Here is a 20,945-nt window from a genome sequence, read left to right as displayed (position 1 = left end):
GCTACGCCGTCGGCTCCTCCTGCTCCTCCCGGAACTCGAGCCGGGCCAGCTCGCCGCGCGACGCCACGCCCAGCTTCGGATAGGCGTTGTACAGGTGGTAGCCCACCGTGCGCGGCGACAGGAAGAGCCGGGCGCCGATGTCCCGGTTGGTCATGCCGGTCGCCGCGAGCCGCACGACCTGGCGCTCCTGCGGGGTGAGCCGCTCGACGGGGGCACGGTCATCGGTGTGCCGTGCCCGGCTCTCGCCGGTGGCGCGCAGCGGGGTGCGGGCCTCGCTGCGGCGGCCCGCGCGCCGCAGCCACTCCCCGAAGAGCAGCTCCGTGCGGGCCCGTTCCTCAGATCAGCGCGAACTGGCCCCCCGGGCCCTCCTCGTGGTGGTCAAGGACGGATGCCGGGCGGCGGGCCGCGGCCGGTATGGGCAGGACGCCCGCCTTGTGCAGCTCATCGGTGGTGACCGCCGACGAGTCGGCAAGGGAGCTGATCAACTCCAGCTTCAGGGGCTCCAGTTCATGAAGCAAGGCCAGCACGGTGATGAGTTCCAGGAGCTCGGACGTCCACGCCTGCGGCCACGTCGCGGGGCGGATCGCCTCCAGCGTGCCGGGCTCGGCGGGCTCCGTGCGGCGGTTGAACCACAGGTCGAGGACCCGGACACCGCTCACCTCGAACTCCCACGCCTCGCGCGGCACCGGCGAGATGCGGCCCTCGTCCAGGCACAGCGCCTCTTCGTCGGCGTCGTAGGACAGTACCGAGGGGCGGGTGGGCAGCGGCGCCCGTACGTAGGGCCTGCGTCCCCCGGGGAGCTTCGGCCGGGCCCCGTCGCCGCGTGCCCGCAGCCGCAGGACGCGGCGGCCGAGCTCCGTGCCCCGCGCCCACACCCCGGCGTCGGAGGTCAGCGGCACCCGGCACCCGGCGGCCGTCGCGTCGGCCACCGCAAGGGTCCAGGCGAGGAGCTCCCCGGCGTCGACGTCATGCCCGAGCGTCTCGGAGAGATGCCCGAGCAGACCGGGCGCCACATTGGGCTCAAGCCCTCCGGGGCGGCGGAACAGCGGACGGATCCTGCCCGGGCGCCCGGCGGGGGAGCGGCCGTCGGGCAGCACGGCCGACGCGAGCACGGCGGGCCCCGCGGAACCGGCGACGTGCCCCTGCTCCACCAGGAACACCTGGCCATCGCCCGCGACCCGCCACAACTCGGGGCGCGCGGCGTCGATGAGCCGGTGGTCCGGGATCAGCCACTGCTCGTCGAAGGGGCCGTGCAGGACGCGCACCGGCTCGGGGCAGCGGCCCGTCTCCCCGGCCAGCGGGCCCGTTCCGGCCCGGTGGCCGGGGAGTTGGGAGACCGAGGTGTGCAGGGTGCGCGAGCGCGACGGGGCGAGCAACCGGTCACGCTCGGTGCCGTCCGCGCGTACGAATGCGTCCCAACGGGCCCTGAGGGATACGGCGTCCGGGCCCATCGGCCACCCCCGGCCGGTCCGGAGGGGCGCGACGGACCACGGCATCAGGTCGGCGAGCAGCGGCGCTTCGTCGTGCGTCACGCCCGGCATCGTACGACGTCGGGGGCGGGCGCCATCAGGTGGCGTCGAGGGTGACCGTGAAGGAGAAGCGGTCGCCGCGATAGTGGATACGGGCCACGTCGAGGGCGCGCCCGTCCTCGTCGTACGTGATGCCCGTGTAGTGCAGGATCGGGCTGAGCAGCGGCACTTGGAGGAGGCGGGCCGTCTCCGGGTCGGCGAGTGTGGCCTCGACGGTGTCGGTGATCCTGCTGATCCGGACGCCCACCACGTCGCGCAGGACCTTCGTCATGGGCCAGCGCGCCAGATCGTCGAGTTCGACCCGCTCGGCCAGCTCGGGGCGGATGAAGTTATGGGCGTGATTGGTCGGTTCGCCCGTCTTCTCGTCGCTGCGCAGGCGGTGGTACGTCATCACCTCGGCGACATCGGGAAAGTACTCGGCGAGCTCGCCGGAGACCGGAGCCGTGCCGTGCGACAGGAGTTCGGTGGTCATGCCCGACTGCTGGGCCACGATCGCGTCGACCGAGCCGAGCAGCCGGACGGGAGAACCGCGCCGGACGCTCGGCTCGATGAACGTGCCGCGCCGCCGGTGCCGGGTGATCAGGCCCTCGTCCTCCAGCTCCTTGAGGGCCTGGCGCATGGTCAGGACGCTCACGCCGTAGTGCCCCGCAAGCTGCTCCTCGGTGGGCAGCCGCAGCGGGGCGTCGGGCGTGCGGCCGAGTATCGAGGCGCGCAGGGACTGCGACACCTGGTACCACAGCGGCAGCTTGCGATTCAGGACGATCGAGTCCGGGGCGAAGGCGGTCACGGTCTCTCCGAATCAGTCCGAGTCGGTCCGGCGTCAGCGCGCGGCAGTGCGCATCGGCGTTTGTCAGCGTGCGTCAGTTTCGAAAATGGCGCTCCAGACCCTGCCATACATCGTCGTACCCGCGCTGCAGGTGGGACGCCTGAGCTGCCTGTTCCGTCGCCGTCACCGGCCAGCGTGTCTCGAACATGAAGGCAAGGCCGTCGTCGATCTTCTGCGGCTTCAGCTCGGCGGCCGACGCCTTGTCGAAGGTCTCGCGGTCGGGTCCGTGCGCCGACATCATGTTGTGCAGGGAGCCGCCGCCCGGCACGAAGCCTTCCGCCTTCGCGTCGTACGCGCCCTCGATGAGGCCCATGTACTCGCTCATCACGTTCCGGTGGAAATACGGCGGCCGGAAGGTGTTCTCGCCCACCAGCCAGCGCGGCGCGAACACGACGAAGTCGACGCCCGCGAGGCCCGGGGTGTCCGACGGCGAGGTGAGTACGGTGAAGATCGACGGGTCCGGGTGGTCGTAGCTGATCGAGCCGATCACATTGAAGCGGTGCAGGTCGTAGACGTACGGGACGTGATTGCCGTGCCAGGCGACCACGTCGAGCGGTGAGTGGTCGTAGGTCGCGCGCCACAGGTTGCCGCAGAACTTGTTCACCACCTCCACGGGCCGCTCGACATCCTCGTACGCGGCGACCGGCGCCCTGAAGTCCCGTGCGTTCGCCAGGCCGTTGGCGCCGATCGGGCCGAGGTCGGGGAGCTGGAAGGGCGCGCCGTAGTTCTCGCATACGTACCCGCGAGCGCTCGCGTCGAGCAGCTCCACGCGGAAGCGGACGCCCCGCGGGATCAACGCGACCTCACCGGGCTCCGCGTGCAGGAGCCCGAACTCGGTACGAAGGAGCAGCCCGCCCTGCTCGGGCACGACAAGCAGCTCGCCGTCCGCGTCGCTGAACACCCGGTCCGTCATGGAGGAGTTGGCGCAGTACAGGTGAATGCCCATGCCGGTGCGCTGTGTCGCGTCGCCGTTGCCGCCGAGCGTCCACAGGCCCGCGAGGAAGTCCGTGCCGGGCGCCGGCTCCGGGAGCGGGTTCCAGCGCAGCCGGTTCGGGTCGGGAGCCGCGTCGGCGAAGGGCGCCGTACGGATCGCGCCGTTGTCGACACGCGTGAACCGCGGATGCGCCGCCGAGGGGCGGATCCGGTAGAGCCAGGAGCGCCGGTTGTGCGCGCGGGGCTCGGTGAAGGCCGTGCCGCTCAGCTGCTCGGCGTAAAGACCCAGCGGTGCACGCTGGGGCGAATTACGGCCGTGCGGCAGGGCGCCGGGCACCGCCTCGGAGCTGTGTTCATTGCCGAAGCCGGAGAGATAGGCCAGCCCTTCGGCCGTCTTCCGTGCGTCGGTGGTGTGATCCCCGCTCATCATCGCTCCCTCGTCAATGATTCCTATGGGACACCGTAGGATTCCCATTTTCCTTCCGCAAGAGGGAGCGCCGAATGTGAGCGGTGCTCTACTCTCCCGGGATGCCCCACCGGAACCCGCCCAAGGAACCGAGGCCGACAGGACCCCTGCGCCGCACGCCCGTGCAGCAACGCAGTGCGGAGCGCCTGACCCGGATCCTCGACGCCTGCGCCGACCTCCTGGACGAGGTCGGCTACGAAGACCTCAGCACCCGCGCCGTCGCCCAGCGCGCGGACGTCCCGATCGGCTCCGTCTACCGCTTCTTCGGCAACAAACGGGCCATGGCCGACGCCCTGGCCCACCGCAACCTCGACCTGTACGCAGAGCGCGTCGCGGCCCGCGTCGCAGGCGTCGAGCGCGGCGACTGGCGCGGTGCCGTCGACGCCGCCTTCGACGAGTACCTCGCCATGAAGCGCACCGTCCCCGGCTTCGGCCTGGTCGACTTCGGTATTCCGTCGGCCCCCGACGCGATGCCCGACGCCAACTCCGACGTCGCCGAGCGGGTGGCCGCGCTGCTCGCCGACCACCTCGACCGCCCGCTGGACGCACGGCTGCGCCGCACCGTGCTCGTGGGGGTCGAAGCGGTCGACGCGGTCCTCCAGCTCGCGTTCCGCGTCGACCCCTCGGGCGACCCGTCCCTCATCGACGAGACGCGGACGCTGCTGCACGCGTACTTTGCGGGATCCCTGGCTGCGGCAACTCGTTGACCTGGAGTTTTGCGCTTATTGCTCGCGCGTCAACATCTTGTTAACGCTCAATTGCCCGCCCTAACGTCATCCGGACCGCCAGACCTGGTGGGAGTTCGATGGTGAACGTTAGGTAGCCCCCATGCTGACAATCCTCGGATTCGTCATGATCGCCACGTTCCTGGTGCTGATCATGATGAAGAAGATGTCGCCGATCGCGGCACTGGTGCTGATCCCCGCGCTCTTCTGCGTGTTCGTAGGAAAGGGAGCCCATCTCGGGGACTACGTCCTCGAAGGCGTCGGAAATCTGGCGCCCACGGCGGCCATGCTCATGTTCGCCATCGTGTACTTCGGCGTCATGATCGACGTCGGCCTCTTCGACCCGATCGTCCGGGCCATCCTGCGCTTCTGCAAGGCCGACCCGCTGCGCATCGTCGTCGGCACCGCGCTGCTCGCCGCGATCGTCTCCCTCGACGGCGACGGCTCGACGACCTTCATGATCACGGTCTCGGCGATGTATCCGCTCTACAAGCGCCTCAAGATGAGCCTCGTCGTCATGACGGGTGTCGCGGCCACCGCCAACGGCGTCATGAACACCCTGCCCTGGGGCGGCCCGACGGCCCGTGCCGCGACCGCGCTGAAGGTCGACGCGGCCGACATCTTCGTCCCGATGATCCCGGCACTCGCCATGGGCCTGGTCGCCGTCTTCCTCCTCTCCTACGCACTGGGTCTGCGGGAGCGCAAGCGGCTCGGCATGCTCTCGCTGGACGAGGTCCTGGAGAAGGAGACGGCGAGCGAGTCCGTCCTGGTGGGCGCCGGCAGCGGCACCGACGGCCGTACGTCGCTCACGAAGAAGACCACCGGGGGAGCGGGTTCGGGAACGGACGCCGAAGCCACCGACGACGACGCCGACGACGGCTTCCAGGGACTCGACCCGAACCGCGCCACCCTGCGCCCCAAGCTCTACTGGTTCAACGCGGGCCTCACCGTCCTGCTCCTGACCGCCATGATCATGGAGTGGCTGCCGATCCCGGTCCTGTTCCTGCTCGGCGCCGCGCTCGCCCTCACGGTCAACTTCCCGCACATGCCCGACCAGAAGGCCCGGATCGCCGCCCACGCGGAGAACGTCCTCAACGTCACCGGCATGGTCTTCGCGGCCGCCGTCTTCACCGGCGTGCTGCAGGGCACCGGCATGGTCGACAGCATGGCCAAGTGGCTCGTCGACGCGATCCCCGGCGGCATGGGCCCGCACATGGGCCTGGTGACGGGTCTCCTGTCGCTCCCGCTCACCTACTTCATGTCGAACGACGGCTTCTACTTCGGTGTCCTGCCGGTCCTCGCAGAGGCGGGCCAGGCGCACGGCGTCGGCACTCTGGAGATCGCCCGCGCCTCGATCGCGGGTCAGGCCCTGCACATGTCGAGCCCGCTGGTGCCCGCCGTGTACGTCCTGGTCGGCATGGCCAAGGTCGAGTTCGGCGACCACACCAAGTTCACCGTCAAATGGGCCGTCCTCACCTCGCTGGTGGTGCTCGGCTCCGGAATCCTCTTCGGCATCATCTGATGCCATCGACGCCGGGCCGCGCCTGGTTGCTGCGCCTCGTCATCGCCTTCAGCTTCGCGCAGGGGGCGGTGTCGATGGCGCGTCCGGCCGTCTCCTACCGGGCCCTGTCCCTGGGCGCGGACGAGCGGGCGATCGGCGTCATCGCCGGTGTGTACGCCCTGCTCCCGCTCTTCGCGGCCGTACCGCTCGGGCGGCGCACCGACCATGGCCGGTGCGCGCCGCTCCTTCCGGTGGGCGTCGTCCTGATCTCCGGCGGGTGCGCGCTCAGCGGTACGGCGGGCTCGCTCGGCGCGCTGGCCGCGTGGAGCGGTGTGATGGGCCTCGGGCACCTCTGCTTCGTCATCGGCGCGCAGTCGATCGTCGCGCGGCAGTCCGCGCCCGACGAACAGGACCGCAACTTCGGGCACTTCACGATCGGTGCGTCGCTGGGGCAGCTGATCGGGCCGGTCGCCGCGGGCTCCCTCATCGGCGGGGACATGGGCCGTACGAGCGCCATCGCGCTGCTGGTCTCGGGGGCGGTCGCGGCGGTCTCGCTCACCTCGCTGTGGCGCATCGAGCACGTCAGGCCGTCCGGCGGCCCGTCGAAGCGGGGCGACAAGGTGCCGGTGCTCGGCATCCTGCGCACCCGGGGCGTGCCCGCGGGGATCTTCATCAGCCTCGCGGTGCTTTCCGCGACCGACATCCTCACGGCATATCTGCCGGTGGTCGGCGAGCACCGGGGCATCGCGCCCGCCACGGTCGGGGTGCTGCTCTCGCTGCGGGCCGCCGCGACGATCGCCTGCAGGCTCGTCATGACGCCGCTGATCAATCTCCTTGGCCGTACGACGCTGATCGTCGTGACCTGTGCGCTGGCCGCCCTGCTGTGTGCGGGGATCGCGCTGCCGGTGCCGGTGTGGGGGCTCGGCGTGATGCTGGCGCTCCTCGGCTTCTGTCTCGGGGTCGGCCAGCCGCTGTCGATGACGACGGTCGTCCAGGCCGCCCCGGAGGGCGCCCGCTCGACCGCGCTCGCGCTGCGGCTGACCGGGAACCGTCTTGGACAGGTGGCTGCGCCCGCGGGGGCGGGGCTGATCGCCGGGGTGGCGGGGGTTGCTGCCCCGTTCGTGATGCTGGGGGGACTGCTGCTGGTGGCAGCGGGGTTGGGGATGAGGCGTGGCCCTGCGGGGCCAGAGGCTGAAACTGTCCGGCCCCGGCTGAAGAAGTCAGCCGGGGCCGGGAAAATATCAAGCCCGTCCGGCGATTGAGGACGAACTCGGCGGAGCCGGTGATCTGCGGCTACGGGACCAGCTTGAGCAGCTTGTTCGGGGAGCCGGAGCCCGGGCTTGTGACCTTGCCGGAGGTGGCTCCGCTCACCAGCGCCGACGCGACCTGCGACGGAGTCGCCGAGGTGTGGCCCGCCAGGTACACCGCCGCCGCACCGGCGACATGCGGCGTCGCCATGGACGTACCGGAAATGGTGCTGGTGGCCGTGTCGCTCGTGTTCCAGCCCGCCTTGATGTTGACGCCGGGCGCGAAGATGTCCAGGACCGAGCCGTAGTTGGACCAGCTGGCCTTGGCGTCCGTGTTGCTGGTGGCGCCGACCGTGATGGCCGCGGGGACCCGCGCGGGGGACGACGAGGAGGCGTTGACGCCCTCGTTGCCCGCCGCGACCGCGTAGCTGACGCCGTCGGCGATGGAGTTCTTCACCGCGTTGTCGAGCGAGGTGGACGCGCCGCCGCCGAGCGACATGTTGGCCACGGCGGGGGCGCCCGCCGCGTGGTTGCTCGTCACCCAGTCGATGCCCGCGATGACACCGGCGGTGGTGCCGGACCCGTTGTTGTCGAGCACGCGGACGGCCACGATCTTGGCCTTCTTGGCGACGCCGTACGTCTTGCCCGCGATGGTCGTGGCGACGTGCGTGCCGTGGCCGTTGCCGTCCTGGGCGGTGTTGTCGCCGTCCACGGCGTCGTAGCCGTTCACCGCGTGCCCGCTGATCTCGGAGTGCGTGATCCGCACGCCGGTGTCGATGACGTACGCGGTGACGCCCGAGCCGGCGGTGTCCGGGTAGGTGTAGGTGCCGGACAGCGGCAGGCTCGTCTGGTCGATGCGGTCCAGGCCCCAGGGAGCGCTGGTCTGGGTCGCGTCGGCCCGAACGGTGCGGTTCTGCTCGACGGAGGCGACCGCGGGATCGGCCGCGAGTCTTCTGGCCTCCGTCGCGCTCAGGCTCGCGGTGTAGCCGTTGAGCGCGGACTTGAAGGTCTTGTTCACCGAGCCGCCGTGCTCGGCTATCAGGTCCTTGCCCGCGTCCGATGCGGCCTTGAGGCCCGAGTTCTGCTTCAGCGTCACGATGTAGCTGCCCTTGACGGCGTCGGCAGAGCCGGCGCCGATGACGGTGCCCTCGGCGGGGGCGGCCTGGGCCGGCAGGGCGGTGACCGCACCGAACAGCGTGGCGGCGGTGGCGGTCGAGATCGCCGCGGCGATCACAGTCTTCTTGCTACGCAGCATTGCCATTACGAGGGAGTCCTCCTCATAGGCGGCGCGCGCCCAGGGTGTCGGGCGGCGCAACTGTGGGGGCGTGTGCGTGATCGCACACACAGCCGGAAGTGGTGCGTTCCACTCCCGGCGCGATCAGCAGATTGGCCGCTCTACGGGCGTAGATCAAGGGAGTTGGCGTCTTGTCATGCGTCTGTCACATGACCGAAATCGAACGCGACGGGGTCGCCGGCCGGGAGGCGGCCGCCGTGTGGCTGTCTTTCGCGGGTGGTCCCGTGGTGTCGGCGAGGGTAGGAGGCCTGCCGGGGCGGACGCCCCTGGTGTCGAAAAACTATCAGCGCTAGTTTGGTGCGCGGACGACTATCAGGAGGATGCGATGAAGGCCCACGACGGGATGTACATCGGCGGAGCCTGGCGCCCCGCCGCAGGCACGGACACGATCGCGGTCGTGAACCCGGCCGACGAGCAGGTCATCGACCGGGTGCCGGCCGGCACGGCACAGGACGTCGACGCCGCGGTGCGCGCCGCCCGCGACGCCTTCCCCGCCTGGTCCACGACACCGCCCGCCGAGCGTGCCGCGCTCATCGGGGCGCTGCGTGACCAACTGGTGGCCCGCAAGGACGAGATCGCCGAGACAGTGACGGCCGAACTCGGCGCCCCGCTCCCGTTCTCCCAGATGGTGCACGCCGGGGTGCCGATCCTGGTCGCGGGCTCGTACGCGGATCTCGCCGCGACGTACGCCTTCGAGGAGAAGATCGGCAACTCCACCGTCTACTTGGAGCCGGTCGGTGTGGTCGGCGCGATCACGCCCTGGAACTACCCCCTCCACCAGATCGTCAACAAGGTCGCCCCCGCGCTCGCCGCGGGCTGCACCGTCGTCCTCAAGCCCGCCGAGGACACCCCGCTCACCGCGCAGCTCTTCGCCGAGGCGGCGCACGAGGCGGGCATCCCCGCCGGTGTCTTCAACCTCGTCACCGGCCTCGGCCCGGTCGCGGGCCAGGCGCTCGCCGAGCACGAAGGCGTCGACCTGGTCTCCTTCACCGGCTCGACCGCCGTCGGCAAGCAGATCGGCAGGGCCGCGGGCGCCGCGGTCAAGCGCGTCGCCCTGGAACTCGGCGGCAAGTCCGCCAACGTCATCCTGCCGAGCGCGGACCTCGCCAAGGCCGTGAACGTCGGCGTCGCCAACGTCATGTCCAACTCCGGCCAGACGTGCAGCGCGTGGACCCGCATGCTGGTGGACTCCGCGCGCTACGACGAGGCCGTGGAGCTCGCCGCGGCGGCCGCCGCCAAGTACGGCTCCCGCATCGGCCCCGTCGTCAACGCCAAGCAGCAGGCCCGCGTGCGGGGTTACATCGAGAAGGGTGTCGAGGAGGGCGCGCGCGTGGTCGCGGGCGGTGCCGAAGTCCCGCAGGAGCAGGGCTACTTCGTCCAGCCCACCGTCTTCGCCGACGTCACGCCCGAGATGGCCATCGCCCAGGAGGAGATCTTCGGCCCGGTCGTCTCGATCATCAGGTACGAGGACGAGGACGACGCCCTGCGCATCGCCAACGGCACCGTGTACGGGCTCGCGGGCGCGGTCTGGGCGGCCGACGACGCGGAGGCGGTCGCCTTCGCCCGCCGCATGGACACCGGCCAGGTCGACATCAACGGCGGCAGCTTCAACCCTCAGGCGCCGTTTGGCGGTTACAAGCAGTCGGGGGTGGGCCGGGAGCTCGGCCCGCACGGCCTGACGGAGTACCTGCAGACCAAGTCCCTCCAGTTCTGAAGCCTGAAGCCCGCTGCCCCAACCCCCTAGAGGAGTACGTCATCGTGGTCCGCGCCGCTGTTCTGCCCACCGTCGGGTCCCCTCTGGAGATCACCGAGATCGACCTGCCCGAGCCTGGCCCCGGCCAGGTGCGGGTGCGCCTGGCCGCCGCCGGGGTCTGTCACTCCGACCTGTCCCTGACCAACGGCACCATGCGGGTCCCGGTGCCGGCGGTCCTCGGGCACGAGGGCGCGGGGACGGTGGTGTCCGTGGGCGCCGATGTCACCCATGTCGCGCCGGGCGACGGGGTGGTGCTCAACTGGGCGCCGTCCTGCGGCAGTTGTCACGCCTGCTCGCTCGGCGAGGTATGGCTGTGCGTGAACGCCCTCGCGGGTGCGGCGGACGTCTACGCCCGCCGCGCATCGGACGGCGGCGATCTCCACCCCGGTCTGAACGTGGCGGCGTTCGCCGAGGAGACGGTGGTGGCCGCCAACTGCGTACTGCCGGTCCCGGACGGCGTCCCGCTCACCGACGCGGCGCTCCTCGGCTGTGCGGTGCTGACCGGGTACGGCGCGGTGCATCACTCGGCGAAGGTCCGCGAGGGCGAGACGGTGGCCGTCTTCGGGGTCGGCGGGGTGGGCCTTGCGACGCTCCAGGCGGCGCGGATCGCGGGGGCCTCGCAGATCATCGCGGTCGATGTCTCGCCGGAGAAGGAGGAGTTGGCGCGTTCGGCGGGGGCGACGGAGTACGTCGTCGCCTCCGAGACCACTCCCAAGGCGATCCGCAAGCTGACCGGTGGTCAGGGTGTGGACGTGGCGGTGGAGTGCGTGGGGCGTGCGGTGACGATCCGGGCCGCGTGGGAGTCGACGCGGCGCGGCGGGCGGACGACGGTGGTCGGCATCGGCGGCAAGGACCAGCAGGTCAGCTTCAACGCGCTGGAGCTCTTCCACTGGGGGCGGACGCTTTCGGGCTGCGTGTACGGGAATTCGGACCCGGTGGTGGACCTGCCGGTCCTGGCGGAACATGTCCGGGCGGGGTGCCTGGACCTGGGTGTCCTGGTGACCGACCGGATCGCCCTGGACGGCATCCCGGCGGCCTTCGAGAACATGGTCGCGGGGAAGGGCGGCAGGGCGCTGGTGGTGTTCTAGCCCGCCGGCCTCGAGGTGACCGGCGGGCAATCCGGGGCAAATCGGGAAGGGGGTCCCCCTGCTCATTAAGAGCTTGGGGGAGGGCGGGCCTGGCGGCCCCCAGGAACACCGCCCGCTGCCCAGGGGCAAGAAATTGTGCGAACCGTTGACCACATACCCACTGGTCGGTACGTTCCCTGCAATCACGGCGCCACCCCCTGTCCCGTCCCCGGAACCACCGGAGTGTGCACCCGCATGGACCCCGCACCGACCTCCGCAGCCCCCCTCTCCGCTCCCACCCAGAAGTCCCAGGACCCGGCGGACCCCCACCGCCGCAAGGTCGCCACCGCCGCCGCCCTCGCCTCCGCGGTCGAGTGGTACGACTACTTCGTCTTCGGGATAGCCGCCGCCCTCGTCCTCGGCGACCTCTACTTCCCCGCAGGCAGCTCCTCCGCCGGTGTCCTCGCCGCCTTCGCGACCTTCGCCGTCGGCTTCCTCGCCCGCCCCATCGGCGGCGTCATCGCGGGCCAGCTCGGGGACAAGCGGGGCCGCAAGCCCATGCTGGTCCTCGCGCTGACCCTGATGGGCGTGTCCACCACCGGCATCGGTCTGCTCCCCACGTACGAGACGGTCGGCATCGCCGCGCCGATCCTGCTCGTCACCCTCCGCGTCCTGCAGGGCATCGCGGTCGGCGCGCAGTGGGGCGGCGCGATGCTGATGGCCACCGAGTACGCCCCCGAGGGCAAGCGCGGCCTCTACGGCAGCCTGGTCCAACTGGGCGTCCCCATCGGCGTGGTGACCGCCAACACCGTCTTCCTGGTCGCGGGCGCCACCACCAGCGAGAGCGCCTTCGAGGCGTGGGGCTGGCGGGTGCCGTTCATGGTGGGGCTCTTTGTCCTCGTCCTCGCCTGGTACATCCACACCCGGGTCGAGGAGACGCCCGAGTTCCGCGAGGCGGAGCGGGCGCTCGCCGAGAAGGAGAAGGGGGAGAAGGGCGGTTCCGGCAGCTCCCCGCTGCGCACCATCCTGCGCCACCACCTCGGCACCGTCTTCCTGGCCGGCGGCTCCTTCGCGGTGAACACGGCGACCTTCTACATCATCATCACCGGCGTCCTCGACTACACGACCCGCGAACTCGACATGAAGCGCAGCGCGGTCCTCACCGTCTCGCTCTGCGTCAGCCTCACCCAACTCGCCCTGATCCCGGCCTCCGCGGCGCTTTCCGACCGCATCGGGCGGCTGCGGATCTACGCCTTCGGCGCGGCGGGGCTCGCGGTCTGGGCGGTGCCGATGTTCCTGCTCATCGACACCGGATCGCTGCTGTGGCTGGCCGTCGGGACGTTCGTCACCAGCTGTTTCCTGAGCATCATGTACGGGCCGCAGGCCGCGCTCTTCGCGGAGCTCTTCACGGCCGAGATGCGGTACACGGGAGCCTCGCTCGGCTACCAGATCGCGGCGGTGTTCGGCGGCGGGCTCGCGCCGTTCGTGATGGTGCTGCTGCTTGAGGCGACGGGCACGTCGATGGCCGTCTCGGCCTACATCATCGGACTCGCGGTGATCGCTCTCGTCTCGATCAAGGTGCTTGCAGGGAGGGCGAGTTCGCGCTGAAGCCCCCGGTCGCGACAGGCTCCGGAACCGTCCCCGAGGACGGTGCCGGAGCCGTCGTACGCAAGCGCAAGCAAGAAGGACTTGGCGCCGAGGTGCCGTGAAGCGTGCGTCCCGGTCAGGCCGCGGGCGTCGCCACCTGCTCGTACTGCAGGGCGAGACCGTCGAGCAGGGCCCGCAGGCCGGTCTCGAAGGCCCGCTCGTCGATCTGCTGCTGGCGGTCGGCGAGGAGGTGGGCCTGGCCGAGGTGCGGATAGTCGGCCGGGTCGTAGGCCGCCTCGTCGTCGACGAAGCCCCCGGCGAACGAGCCGAGCGCCGAGCCCATGACGAAGAACCGCATCAGCGCGCCGATGGACGTGGCCTGCGCCGCGGGCCAGCCCGCGTCGACCATCGCGCCGAAGACCGCGTCCGCGAGGCGCAGGCCCGCCGGGCGGCGGCCCGGGCCGTGGGCGAGCACCGGGACGATGTTCGGGTGCAGGGTGAGCGCCGCCCGGTAGGACACCGCCCAGTCGTGCAGGGCCGTGCGCCAGTCGCGCTCGTCGGCCGACTCGAACATCGACAGATCGACCTGGGCGCTGACCGAGTCGGCGACCGCCTCGAGGATCTCGTCCTTGGTGCGGAAGTGGTTGTAGAGCGAGGGCCCGCTCACCCCGAGCTCGGCGGCGAGCCGGCGCGTCGAGACGGCCGTGAGCCCCTCGGCGTCGACGAGCGCGCGCGCCGCGTCGACGATGCGATCTCTGCTGAGGAGGGGCTTGCGCGGTCGGGCCATGCGGCACATAGTAGGGCTGCCGACAGAAACTAGCAGTGCTAATTTAAATCCGGGAGAACCGGGAAAAGTGGGGAGTTCTCGATGAATCTGGAGCTCAGCGAGGAGCAGATCGCCGTCAAGCGGCTCGCCAGGGACTTCGTCGAGCGCGAGATCGCCCCGCACGTCGTGGAGTGGGACCGCGCCGAGAGTGTGGACCGGTCGATCGTGAAGAAGCTCGGCGAGGTCGGCTTCCTCGGTCTGACCATCGACGAGGAGTACGGCGGCTCGGGCGGCGACCACCTCGCGTACTGCCTGGTGACCGAGGAGCTGGGGCGCGGGGACTCCTCCGTGCGCGGCATCGTCTCGGTCTCGCTGGGGCTCGTGGCCAAGACCATCGCCTACTGGGGCGACGAGGAGCAGAAGCGGCAGTGGCTGCCGGGGCTCACCTCCGGGGACCTGGTCGGCTGCTTCGGGCTCACCGAGCCGGGCACCGGTTCCGACGCCGGGAACCTCTCGACGAAGGCTGTGCGCGACGGCGACACGTATGTCATCAACGGCTCCAAGATGTTCATCACGAACGGCACCTGGGCCGATGTCGTGCTGCTCTTCGCGCGGACGAACGACGCCCCCGGACACAAGGGCGTCTCCGCCTTCCTCGTGCCGACCGACACCCCAGGCCTGAGCCGCCGCACCATCCACGGCAAGCTCGGCCTGCGCGGCCAGGCCACCGCCGAGCTGGCCCTGGAGGACGTCCGCGTCCCGGCCTCGGCCATGATGGCGCCCGAGGGCAAGGGCTTTTCGGTCGCCATGTCGGCGCTCGCCAAGGGGCGGATGTCGGTCGCCGCCGGTTGCGTGGGCATCGCCCAGGCCGCGCTGGACGCGGCGGTGACGTACGCGACCGAGCGCGAGCAGTTCGGCAGGACCATCGCCCACCACCAGCTGGTCCAGGAGCTGATCAGTGACATCGCGGTGGACGTGGACGCGGCGCGGCTTCTCACCTGGCGGGTCGCCGACCTGATCGACCGGGGGCAGCCGTTCACCACGGAGTCCTCCAAGGCGAAGCTGTTCGCCTCGGAGGCCGCCGTCCGCGCCGCCAACAACGCGCTGCAGGTCTTCGGCGGCTACGGCTACATCGACGAGTACCCGGCGGGCAAGCTGCTGCGCGACGCCCGCGTGATGACGCTCTACGAGGGCACGAGCCAGATCCAGAAGCTGGTCATCGGGCGGGCGCTGACGGGTGTCTCGGCGTTCTGACGCCGTGGGCCCGGACGGCGTACTGAGTACGTGAGTTGAGTACGAGAGCGGATGTGGCGGCGCCGCTGCCGGGCCAGGCTCTGGGGCATGAGTGAGACACCGGTCAAGCAGCAGAACACCACCGCCTACTACGGCCAGGCGGTCGCCTCGTTCGCCGTGGCGCTCGCCGCGACGGCCGGCGGCATCTACAGCCTCGACGTCAGCGGCTGGATCCGCGCCTTCCTCGCCGTCTCCGTGCTCTACCTGACGACGTCCGCCTTCACGCTCGCCAAGGTCGTCAGGGACCGGCAGGAGGCCGACCAGATCGTCAGCCGCGTGGACCAGGCCCGCCTCGAGAAGATGCTCGCCGATCATGACCCGTTCAAGCCGGTGGCATGACCCGTTCAGGCCGATGGCCTGATCAGGCGCCCTAAGCGCTTGCTCACCACCAGGGGTATGGTGTCCCTTCCGACCGGCGGAAGGAGTGGGCATGAGCGCGGCGGAGGAGACCGAGGTCGAGGACCAGCCATGGGGCGAGGTCACGCCTGACGCGGCAAGGCGGCTGCTCGTCGCCGCCGTCGAGGCCTTCGCCGAGCGCGGGTACCACGCGACGACGACCCGGGACATCGCGGGCCGCGCGGGCATGAGTCCGGCGGCGCTCTACATCCACTACAAGACCAAGGAAGAGCTGCTCCATCGGATCAGCAGGATCGGCCACGACAAGGCCCTGACGATCCTGCGGACCGCCGCCGACGGCCCCGGCAGCGCGGCGGAGCGGCTCGCCGCGGCCGTGCGGTCCTTCGTCCGCTGGCACGCGGCCCACCACACCACCGCGCGCGTGGTCCAGTACGAGCTCGACGCGCTCGGCGACGAGCACCGCACGGAGATCGTCGCGCTGCGCAGGCAGTCGGACGCGGCGGTGCGGGACATGATCAACGACGGGGTGCGGGCGGGGGAGTTCGACGTCCCCGACGTGCCGGGCACCACGCTCGCCGTGCTCTCGCTCTGCATCGACGTGGCCCGCTGGTTCAACGTCGCGGGACACCGGACGCCCGACGAGGTCGGCGCGCTCTACGCCGACCTCGTACTGCGGATGGTGGGGGCTCAGAAGTAGTAGCGGGACACCGACTCCGCGACGCACGCGGGCTTGTCGGCGCCCTCGCGCTCGACGGTGACCGTCGCCGTCACCTGCACACCGCCGTCCTTGGTCGGCTCGACCTCCTTGAGGACCGCGGTCGCCCGCACCCGGGAGCCCGAGGGGACGGGGGAGGGGAAGCGGACCTTGTTGGTGCCGTAGTTGACGCCCATCTTCATGCCCTCGACCCGCATCACCTGCGGCACCAGGCTCGGCAGCAGCGACAGCGTCAGATAGCCGTGCGCGATGGTCGTCTTGAAGGGGCCCTTGGCCGCCTTCTCCGCGTCCACGTGGATCCACTGGTGGTCGCCCGTGGCGTCGGCGAACTGGTCGATCCGCTTCTGGTCGACCTCCAGCCATTCGCTGTGCCCGAGCTGCTCGCCGACTCCGGCACGCAGGTCGTCGGCCGACGCGAAGATCCTCGGCTCTGCCATGTCCCTGGCCTCCTCAAAGAATTCGAACTAAGCGCTTGCTCAGCATGCGGGGTGCGTCGGTGTGTGTCAACGGATCAGCCATTAGGGTCTGAGGGGTGCCCCAGATCCCAGAGAAGATCCACGAGCTCTCGGTCGGCCAGTTGTCGGCCCGCAGCGGCGCCGCCGTGTCCGCCCTGCACTTCTACGAGTCCAAGGGCCTGATCAGCAGTCGCCGCACCTCGGGCAACCAGCGCCGGTACCACCGTGACGCGCTGCGCCGCGTCGCCTTCGTGCGGGCCGCGCAGCGCGTCGGCATCCCGCTCGCCACCATCCGTGACGCGCTCGACTCGCTCCCTGAGGAGCGCACCCCCACCCGCGAGGACTGGGCGCGCCTCTCCGAGGCCTGGCGCTCGGAACTGGACGAGCGCATCAAGCAGTTGGGCCGCCTGCGCGATCACCTCACGGACTGCATCGGCTGCGGCTGTCTCTCCCTGGAGACGTGTGTGCTCTCCAACCCGGACGACGTCTTCGGCGACCGCCTCACCGGCTCCCGCCTGCTGGTGGAGCGGCAGCCCCGGAAGCAGTGACCTGCTGCGTACGCGGGTCAGTTGGACGATGCCGATGTTCTCGGCGCTGGTCGCCCCACCCGATCACCGCACCTACTCGAACTCCGTACCGCCCTTCCGCGTCAGATAGGCGGCACTGACCGCCTTGGCGATGGCCCGTCCGCCCGCCACCGGGCTGTACCGCTCGACCGCGGGCCGGATCACCACACCCTCCCGCAGATGCAGCTCCCGCCCCGACACCGTCTCGCGCCCCGTGGCGGTCGCGAGCACCACGTCCGTGTCGTACGGACCCTCGTACAGCCGCGGCACCAGCGGCAGCTCACCGCCGAGCACCTCGGCCGGGTCCAGCCAGCGCAGCGCACCGTCGATGTCAGCGCAGACGTCGAAGGCCGCGTAGCCGATCGTGTCCCTGCGGCCGTCCGCCCCGTACGTCAGGTCCTGTACGCCCGCTCCGAACACCTCGCCGTAGACGCCGATCCGGCGCGCGCCGAGCCGCTCGGCCAGCGCGGCCGCCGCGGTCGCGACCCCGTGGGCGCGGACCGCGCGCCAGTACAGATTGCGCGGATCCTCCTTCAGAGCAAGGGACTTGGAGCCGAAACCCTTCGACGAGACATGCACACGGCCGCCGTCCGCCACATACGTCAGCAGGCAGGCCGAACCGTGCAGCTTCTCCGTGAGGACCACCGGCTCACCGGGCTCGAAGATGTCCGGGTAGCGCTGGACGTTCTCGATGTCGACCCACGGCAGCAGATCCGGCGCGGCCTCCACATCGCCGTCCATCGTGGGCGGCACCGGCGGCACCCACTTCACGACGCCGAGCCGCTCCGCGAAGTCCGTGCCGTCCGCCGCGGCGGCCGCCAGGTCGACATCCGCGAGGGCGCGCGGCCGGCACACGATGCCCTGCGACAGCTCGCCCCGCAGCCGTACCGCCTTGACCCGGTCCGACTTGCCGCCCGCGAGCCGCCCCGTCAGACCCAGCTCCTCGATCAACTCAGCGGGAAGCACGGACTGTTCGGGGATGTAGAGGGCGCTCTCGCCGGTGCGGTAGGCGCCCTTGGCGACGACGGCTCGGTACAGGCCCACCTGGGCCAGTTCGAGGGCGTCGGCGTTGGGATGCTCATGGATGGTCAGCACTTCGGCGGTGACGCGCAGCGTCGACATGGGACGGGCTCCTGGGATTCGTTCGCGCAGCTCAGGGCGTGCGCACCTCGACAGTCATCGCCCCCAACTGTCCCGGCGGCAAAGCGGTGGAGCGAGCGAATATCGCTCTGGTAGCGTCACGCTCTTCGGCCGGCGGCAGAGACGCCGCCGCGCACCGGAGTCCTGTCAGGACCCTCGCCATGCCCACCACGCCACGCCTCGCCGCGGCAGTCGACCGGATCAACGACCTCTTCGGCGGCCTGACCGCCGTACCGGGCGAGACCGGGTGCACCTACTGCTACGGGGAGCAGGACATCGAGCTCCTGCACCGCCCGGACGCGCCGCTCCCGGACGATCTGCTCACCATGTTCATGCACGAGGTGTCCAACCACTTCGACGACCACCCCGCCGTGATCCGCCGCCTCTTGCCGCAGTTCTGCACATGGCTGGCCGCAGGAACCTTCGGTGGGATGGGCTACGCCGCCTGCGGTCTCGGCCGCTCCGGCTGGCCGGACTGGCCGCGCGAGCAGGCCACCGCCGTAAGGGAGTTCATCGACGCCTGGTGGGACGACTCCCTGCGCAGGGACACCTCTCCGTACGACATCACGGACGTCTTCGCCTACTGCGCCGACATGGGCGGCACCGTCACGCCCCTGCTCGCGCGGTGGGCCGACGAGCCCGTGGGCGGGCCCGGCGACCAGAAGCTCGCGCGGGCCTGCGAGGCGTGGGAGCAGGACCTGCTGGACGACGACTCCAGAGGCGTCGTGCCGTGGTGGTACTGGTTCGACCGCGACGAGCCCCTCCACGAGATACAGCTGTGGCTGGCCGAGCACGCACCGTCCCGGCTGCGCGCCGTCGGGGCAGACCCGGGCCTCGCCACCCGAATCGGGCTGCTTGCCCTGCCCTACGACGACCGCTGGGACCACCCCATATGGGGCGACACCGACAGCTCCGCCAGGGCCGCCGAGACCAACTGAGCGTTCGACGCGGCCCGTTGCCCGTCCGGCAGGACCAGCGTGTCCTCCAGGCCGATACGGGTCGCGAGGCCGAGCCGCCCCGCGAGGCGAAGCACCGGCCACGTCCCGCCCTCCGCACCGTGCAGCAGGACCGGGCGGCCGTGCGCGGGGCCGATCGCGGTGAGCAGCGCGCGGGCCGAGCGGGGACGCGGCGACGCGTGGTCGGGGAGCACCGTCCAGGCGCGGATCGGCGCCACCCGCCGGCCCGGATCCGTTTCGGCCCACGCTCCGGTGGTCACCCCTATAGGGACGGAGGCCGCGGCACGTACCGCGTCGAGCGTGGCCGCAACCGCGCGCGGCGCCAACGTGTCTTGTCCACAAGGGGACTTGGGGTGTACATGAACATCCCGTGCACCGGCCGCGACGGCCTCCCGCGCCGCGGGCGCCGTTCACGCAGAGCTGCATCACCACAGGACAACACACAGGGGGAGGGCCGATGGGAATCGCCGTCTGCTCGTTGAAGTGGGAAGCCGCGAGGACAGGTCCGCAGAAGATCACGTACGACAGCGACGGCTACCACCTCGTGCGCTTTCCGTACGACGACGCCGAGGAGTCGTACGACCCGTGGCACATGCACGACCCCAGCAAGGGGCACACCGGCCCGTCCCAGTTCCCGGACGCCCGCTCCGGGCTCATCTGGCCGAGCCACGACGGCTGGGGCACCCTCTCCGCGTTGATCTTCTGGCAGCCGGACGACCGGCCCACGGAGTACCGGGCGCGCTATGTGCGTGATCCGCTGGGCGGCTCGACGGGGTACGACTCGACGGCCACCACCGACTGGGATCCCACCCGGGGCGGGCAGTACCGCTCGTACACCTGGCAGATGTTCGTGCACCCGCAGACACCGGTCGGCCTGAAGATTTCGGCCCGCGGCGCCGGCGACGTGAAGATCGCCGCGCCGCTCATGCTCGCCGAGTTCAAGCTGGCCATCCAGACGGACGTGATGACTCCCTGAACCGGCTCTGATCAGGCGGAGACCAGCGGTCGTTCCCGCCTCGTTCGCGCCCGTGCCATCGTCGCGGGCGTGAGCACCGGAATCGGCACCACGATCCCGCAGTTCGTGCAGACCGGGCCCGAGGACGGCTCGTGCGCCAGGCCGTGCTTCCAGACGAGATCGGGCCGCACACAGACAGGGCATACCGTGCCGGGGTCCCGTTCGAGCGCCGCTATCAGCCGGCGGAGCACCTCGGCGAGCGGCTCGGAGGGATGGACGCCGGGGTCGTCGCACCAGGCGACGCCGCAGCCGCCCCAGGTGCACCGGTGCCAGTCGTCCACAGTGCCCGGCCGGCGCAGACCGCCGTGCTTCTCCTTGCGGCGGCGCTCTGCGAAACCCTCTTCGTAGGCGAGCCAGACCGCCCGCGCCGCCTCCAGTTCGTCGAGCGCGGCCACGAGCCGCGCCGGATCGGGCGATCGGTCCTCGGGCCCGAAGCCCGCCCGGGAGCACAGATGGTCCCAGGTCGCCCGGTGGCCATAAGGGGCGAACCTCTCCAGGCACTTGCGCAGTGAGTAGCGCCGCAGCGCCAGATCGCTCTGCGGATCACGCACCTGTCTCGCGAGACTCCGGAATCCGGCCATCGCCCTGCACCTCCGTCGCACGTTCTCGGACGTTGCCGAGTAGACGTATCGACACGCGATTCGGCTCCCTCGACTTCCATCCGATTTTCGATGGCTGACATAAGGCGGCCGTGAGCTGGAGCTATGTGGGGTTTCTGAAAAGGTGACTGCTGCTCATCTTCCCGCTTCGGCAA

Annotated in this window: 20 protein-coding genes and 2 pseudogenes; 12 read left to right on the top strand and 10 right to left on the bottom strand. The window is 70.7% G+C overall.

Annotation, left to right across the window (positions count from 1 at the left end; genetic code table 11):
• Nucleotide 1 precedes the first annotated feature (1 nt).
• From AB0O76_RS32335 to hmgA, 4 genes and pseudogenes are all read right to left on the bottom strand, one after another.
• A pseudogene (locus tag AB0O76_RS32335) lies at nt 2-334 on the bottom strand (helix-turn-helix transcriptional regulator); the annotation flags it as partial.
• A 1-nt stretch (nt 335) separates the two neighbouring features.
• Nucleotides 336-1,541, bottom strand: coding sequence for a type ISP restriction/modification enzyme (locus tag AB0O76_RS32330; protein ID WP_365498448.1), 1,206 nt, complete (start codon nt 1,539-1,541; stop codon nt 336-338).
• A 25-nt stretch (nt 1,542-1,566) separates the two neighbouring features.
• Nucleotides 1,567-2,316 carry a GntR family transcriptional regulator gene (locus AB0O76_RS32325; RefSeq protein ID WP_365498445.1) on the bottom strand — a complete coding sequence of 250 codons (750 nt, stop codon included), beginning with the start codon at nt 2,314-2,316 and terminating at the stop codon, nt 1,567-1,569.
• 73 nt (nt 2,317-2,389) lie between these two features.
• The gene (gene hmgA, locus AB0O76_RS32320; RefSeq protein ID WP_365498442.1) at nt 2,390-3,715 is read right to left on the bottom strand and encodes a homogentisate 1,2-dioxygenase; all 1,326 of its coding nucleotides are present in this window, start codon (nt 3,713-3,715) and stop codon (nt 2,390-2,392) included.
• Nucleotides 3,716-3,816: 101 nt separating this feature from the next.
• On the opposite strand from hmgA, the gene AB0O76_RS32315 reads away from it, so the two are divergent.
• The 3 genes from AB0O76_RS32315 (at nt 3,817) to AB0O76_RS32305 (ending at nt 7,242) form a co-directional block, all read left to right on the top strand.
• Nucleotides 3,817-4,461 (top strand): TetR/AcrR family transcriptional regulator, encoded by a 645-nt coding sequence (locus tag AB0O76_RS32315; RefSeq protein ID WP_365498439.1) that lies wholly within the window; start codon nt 3,817-3,819, stop codon nt 4,459-4,461.
• A 121-nt stretch (nt 4,462-4,582) separates the two neighbouring features.
• On the top strand, nt 4,583-6,001 hold the full coding sequence (locus AB0O76_RS32310) for a citrate:proton symporter (protein ID WP_365498436.1): 1,419 nt from the start codon (nt 4,583-4,585) through the stop codon (nt 5,999-6,001).
• The gene (locus AB0O76_RS32305; protein ID WP_365498433.1) at nt 6,001-7,242 is read left to right on the top strand and encodes an MFS transporter; all 1,242 of its coding nucleotides are present in this window, start codon (nt 6,001-6,003) and stop codon (nt 7,240-7,242) included. Before AB0O76_RS32310 ends, AB0O76_RS32305 begins: the two co-directional genes overlap by 1 nt.
• Nucleotides 7,243-7,273: 31 nt before the next feature.
• Here the strand turns inward: AB0O76_RS32305 and AB0O76_RS32300 are convergent, their stop codons facing one another.
• Nucleotides 7,274-8,488, bottom strand: coding sequence for a S8 family peptidase (locus AB0O76_RS32300; RefSeq protein WP_365498430.1), 1,215 nt, complete (start codon nt 8,486-8,488; stop codon nt 7,274-7,276).
• Nucleotides 8,489-8,846: 358 nt separating this feature from the next.
• Here AB0O76_RS32300 and AB0O76_RS32295 point away from each other — a divergent pair, with 358 nt between their 5' ends.
• From AB0O76_RS32295 to AB0O76_RS32285, 3 genes are all read left to right on the top strand, one after another.
• Complete coding sequence (locus AB0O76_RS32295) at nt 8,847-10,235, top strand: aldehyde dehydrogenase family protein (protein ID WP_365498427.1); 1,389 nt, start codon at nt 8,847-8,849, stop codon at nt 10,233-10,235.
• 44 nt (nt 10,236-10,279) lie between these two features.
• On the top strand, nt 10,280-11,362 hold the full coding sequence (locus AB0O76_RS32290) for a Zn-dependent alcohol dehydrogenase (RefSeq protein ID WP_365498424.1): 1,083 nt from the start codon (nt 10,280-10,282) through the stop codon (nt 11,360-11,362).
• Between the two features lie 234 nt (nt 11,363-11,596).
• Nucleotides 11,597-12,949, top strand: coding sequence for an MFS transporter (locus tag AB0O76_RS32285; protein ID WP_365498421.1), 1,353 nt, complete (start codon nt 11,597-11,599; stop codon nt 12,947-12,949).
• 115 nt (nt 12,950-13,064) lie between these two features.
• Here AB0O76_RS32285 and AB0O76_RS32280 read toward each other — a convergent pair whose 3' ends face one another.
• Entirely contained in the window at nt 13,065-13,724 is a 660-nt protein-coding gene (locus AB0O76_RS32280; RefSeq protein ID WP_365498418.1) for a TetR/AcrR family transcriptional regulator C-terminal domain-containing protein, read from the bottom strand.
• Nucleotides 13,725-13,796: 72 nt separating this feature from the next.
• Between AB0O76_RS32280 and AB0O76_RS32275 the strand changes: the two genes are divergently transcribed.
• From AB0O76_RS32275 to AB0O76_RS32265, 3 genes are all read left to right on the top strand, one after another.
• Nucleotides 13,797-14,948 carry an acyl-CoA dehydrogenase family protein gene (locus AB0O76_RS32275; RefSeq protein ID WP_365498415.1) on the top strand — a complete coding sequence of 384 codons (1,152 nt, stop codon included), beginning with the start codon at nt 13,797-13,799 and terminating at the stop codon, nt 14,946-14,948.
• Between the two features lie 87 nt (nt 14,949-15,035).
• Nucleotides 15,036-15,326, top strand: coding sequence for a YiaA/YiaB family inner membrane protein (locus tag AB0O76_RS32270; protein WP_365498412.1), 291 nt, complete (start codon nt 15,036-15,038; stop codon nt 15,324-15,326).
• Between the two features lie 91 nt (nt 15,327-15,417).
• Nucleotides 15,418-16,041: a TetR/AcrR family transcriptional regulator gene (locus tag AB0O76_RS32265; RefSeq protein ID WP_365498409.1), complete on the top strand. Its 624-nt coding sequence runs from the start codon at nt 15,418-15,420 to the stop codon at nt 16,039-16,041.
• Here the strand turns inward: AB0O76_RS32265 and AB0O76_RS32260 are convergent.
• Nucleotides 16,032-16,496: a MaoC family dehydratase gene (locus AB0O76_RS32260; RefSeq protein ID WP_365498406.1), complete on the bottom strand. Its 465-nt coding sequence runs from the start codon at nt 16,494-16,496 to the stop codon at nt 16,032-16,034. The genes AB0O76_RS32265 and AB0O76_RS32260 overlap by 10 nt on opposite strands.
• 95 nt (nt 16,497-16,591) lie before the next feature.
• On the opposite strand from AB0O76_RS32260, the gene soxR reads away from it, so the two are divergent.
• Nucleotides 16,592-17,062 (top strand): redox-sensitive transcriptional activator SoxR, encoded by a 471-nt coding sequence (soxR, locus tag AB0O76_RS32255; RefSeq protein WP_365498403.1) that lies wholly within the window; start codon nt 16,592-16,594, stop codon nt 17,060-17,062.
• A 72-nt stretch (nt 17,063-17,134) separates the two neighbouring features.
• Here soxR and AB0O76_RS32250 read toward each other — a convergent pair whose 3' ends face one another.
• Complete coding sequence (locus tag AB0O76_RS32250) at nt 17,135-18,202, bottom strand: RNA ligase (ATP) (protein WP_365498400.1); 1,068 nt, start codon at nt 18,200-18,202, stop codon at nt 17,135-17,137.
• Between the two features lie 179 nt (nt 18,203-18,381).
• Here AB0O76_RS32250 and AB0O76_RS32245 point away from each other — a divergent pair, with 179 nt between their 5' ends.
• Nucleotides 18,382-19,158: a hypothetical protein gene (locus tag AB0O76_RS32245; RefSeq protein ID WP_365498397.1), complete on the top strand. Its 777-nt coding sequence runs from the start codon at nt 18,382-18,384 to the stop codon at nt 19,156-19,158.
• On the opposite strand, the pseudogene AB0O76_RS32240 reads toward AB0O76_RS32245, so the two are convergent.
• A pseudogene (locus tag AB0O76_RS32240) lies at nt 19,086-19,583 on the bottom strand (3-keto-5-aminohexanoate cleavage protein); the annotation flags it as partial. The gene AB0O76_RS32245 and the pseudogene AB0O76_RS32240 overlap by 73 nt on opposite strands.
• A gap of 50 nt (nt 19,584-19,633) precedes the next feature.
• On the opposite strand from AB0O76_RS32240, the gene AB0O76_RS32235 reads away from it, so the two are divergent.
• The gene (locus tag AB0O76_RS32235) at nt 19,634-20,152 is read left to right on the top strand and encodes a hypothetical protein (protein WP_365498394.1); all 519 of its coding nucleotides are present in this window, start codon (nt 19,634-19,636) and stop codon (nt 20,150-20,152) included.
• An 11-nt stretch (nt 20,153-20,163) separates the two neighbouring features.
• Here AB0O76_RS32235 and AB0O76_RS32230 read toward each other — a convergent pair whose 3' ends face one another.
• A complete protein-coding gene (locus AB0O76_RS32230) occupies nt 20,164-20,772 on the bottom strand; it encodes a hypothetical protein (RefSeq protein ID WP_365498391.1) in 609 nt (202 codons plus the stop codon).
• Between the last annotated feature and the right edge of the window lie 173 nt (nt 20,773-20,945).

The sequence above is a fragment of the Streptomyces sp. NPDC086554 genome (assembly GCF_040686095.1).
In the GTDB taxonomy this organism is placed as follows: Bacteria; Actinomycetota; Actinomycetes; order Streptomycetales; family Streptomycetaceae; genus Streptomyces.
Note: the sequence above shows the minus strand (reverse complement) of the source record. Positions and strands in the feature narration are given on the sequence as shown.

Excerpts from the sequence above, each read along its gene's own strand:
- AB0O76_RS32305 (WP_365498433.1), top strand. The coding sequence starts at position 6,001 with ATGCCATCGACGCCGGGCCGCGCCTGGTTGCTGCGCCTCGTCATCGCC.
- AB0O76_RS32260 (WP_365498406.1), bottom strand. The coding sequence starts at position 16,496 with ATGGCAGAGCCGAGGATCTTCGCGTCGGCCGACGACCTGCGTGCCGGA.
- AB0O76_RS32315 (WP_365498439.1), top strand. The coding sequence starts at position 3,817 with ATGCCCCACCGGAACCCGCCCAAGGAACCGAGGCCGACAGGACCCCTG.
- AB0O76_RS32250 (WP_365498400.1), bottom strand. The coding sequence starts at position 18,202 with ATGTCGACGCTGCGCGTCACCGCCGAAGTGCTGACCATCCATGAGCAT.
- AB0O76_RS32270 (WP_365498412.1), top strand. The coding sequence starts at position 15,036 with ATGAGTGAGACACCGGTCAAGCAGCAGAACACCACCGCCTACTACGGC.
- AB0O76_RS32310 (WP_365498436.1), top strand. The coding sequence starts at position 4,583 with ATGCTGACAATCCTCGGATTCGTCATGATCGCCACGTTCCTGGTGCTG.
- AB0O76_RS32295 (WP_365498427.1), top strand. The coding sequence starts at position 8,847 with ATGAAGGCCCACGACGGGATGTACATCGGCGGAGCCTGGCGCCCCGCC.
- AB0O76_RS32300 (WP_365498430.1), bottom strand. The coding sequence starts at position 8,488 with ATGGCAATGCTGCGTAGCAAGAAGACTGTGATCGCCGCGGCGATCTCG.
- AB0O76_RS32230 (WP_365498391.1), bottom strand. The coding sequence starts at position 20,772 with ATGGCCGGATTCCGGAGTCTCGCGAGACAGGTGCGTGATCCGCAGAGC.
- AB0O76_RS32265 (WP_365498409.1), top strand. The coding sequence starts at position 15,418 with ATGAGCGCGGCGGAGGAGACCGAGGTCGAGGACCAGCCATGGGGCGAG.
- AB0O76_RS32330 (WP_365498448.1), bottom strand. The coding sequence starts at position 1,541 with ATGCCGGGCGTGACGCACGACGAAGCGCCGCTGCTCGCCGACCTGATG.
- hmgA (WP_365498442.1), bottom strand. The coding sequence starts at position 3,715 with ATGAGCGGGGATCACACCACCGACGCACGGAAGACGGCCGAAGGGCTG.
- AB0O76_RS32245 (WP_365498397.1), top strand. The coding sequence starts at position 18,382 with ATGCCCACCACGCCACGCCTCGCCGCGGCAGTCGACCGGATCAACGAC.
- AB0O76_RS32275 (WP_365498415.1), top strand. The coding sequence starts at position 13,797 with ATGAATCTGGAGCTCAGCGAGGAGCAGATCGCCGTCAAGCGGCTCGCC.
- AB0O76_RS32285 (WP_365498421.1), top strand. The coding sequence starts at position 11,597 with ATGGACCCCGCACCGACCTCCGCAGCCCCCCTCTCCGCTCCCACCCAG.
- AB0O76_RS32235 (WP_365498394.1), top strand. The coding sequence starts at position 19,634 with ATGGGAATCGCCGTCTGCTCGTTGAAGTGGGAAGCCGCGAGGACAGGT.
- AB0O76_RS32280 (WP_365498418.1), bottom strand. The coding sequence starts at position 13,724 with ATGTGCCGCATGGCCCGACCGCGCAAGCCCCTCCTCAGCAGAGATCGC.